Below are 1,120 nucleotides of genomic sequence, written 5' to 3' on the forward strand. Positions count from 1 at the left end.
TTTATCACTTGGAGCGTAAAACCTCGTGGTTCAGCACGAGGATATAAGCGACTGGCGTAAGCCATACGACATGGAATGTCGTATTAAATATCTTTGTTGTTCATTACTTAAAATATTATTGTTAAAATAAGCACATGAAAACACTTAAACTCCGCATAAAAGACAAACACGCAAAGGTGCTGATTAAATTAGCATCTGAGGTGAACTTTGTTTGGAATTATGTGAATGATTTAAGTTTTAAGCACCTAAAAAGAAAAGGTGAATTTCTATCTGCATTTGATATTGCTCAATACACCAAAGGCGCATCTAAAGAGTGTGGTTTGCACAGCCAAACCATTCAGGCTGTCACCGAAGAATTAGTCACACGCAGAAAGCAGTTTAAGAAAGCCAAACTCAAATGGCGTGTTAGCAACAAGAAGTCAGCAAGAAAATCACTTGGATGGATACCGTTTAAGAAAGTAGCGATCAAATACGCTGATGGATATGTTCAATATGGTAAACATCAATTCAAGCTATGGGATAGCTATGGATTAAGCAAATATGCTGTTAGAACTGGTTCATTTGTTGAGGACAGCCGTGGGCGTTGGTACGTGTGCCTTGTGGTCGATTCATCGAATCAAGAAAAACCAACAGCAACCAAAGCCATAGGTATTGATCTAGGTTTAAAAGATATTGCAACCTGTTCTGATGGTACGGTTATTTCAAACCCCAAGTTCTATCGCCAATACGAAAAGAAATTAGGTATTGCTCAACGAGCAAGGAATAAAAAACGTGTACGTGCATTACACGCCAAGATTGCAAATTGCCGTAAAGACCATTTGCATAAGGCAAGTACATTACTTGTTAAAAATAATGCACTCATAATTGTAGGTGACTTAAGTGCCAAAAAGCTTGTAAAAACTAAAATGGCAAAGTCTGTTTTAGATACAGGGTTTTCAGCACTAAAAACAATGCTCAAGTATAAATGCGAGAACGCAGGGGTAATGTTTGAAGAAGTCAATGAAGCCTATACCACCCAAATCTGTTCGTGCTGCGGTGAGATCACCTCAAGTAGTCCGAGAGGTAGGACAGGTCTTGGAATAAGAGAATGGTCATGTGAGTGTGGTGTCACTCACGATAG

At 38.9% G+C, this 1,120-nt stretch carries 1 protein-coding gene; it reads left to right on the forward strand.

The window, feature by feature from the left end; all coding sequences use genetic code 11:
* Positions 1–134: 134 nt before the first annotated feature.
* Positions 135–1,120: RNA-guided endonuclease TnpB family protein (locus tag FTV09_RS17850; protein WP_180059014.1), on the forward strand; the 986-nt coding region annotated here is incomplete at its 3' end.

The sequence above is a fragment of the Acinetobacter sp. YH12227 genome (assembly GCF_013417785.1).
Taxonomy (GTDB): Bacteria; Pseudomonadota; Gammaproteobacteria; order Pseudomonadales; family Moraxellaceae; genus Acinetobacter; species Acinetobacter gandensis.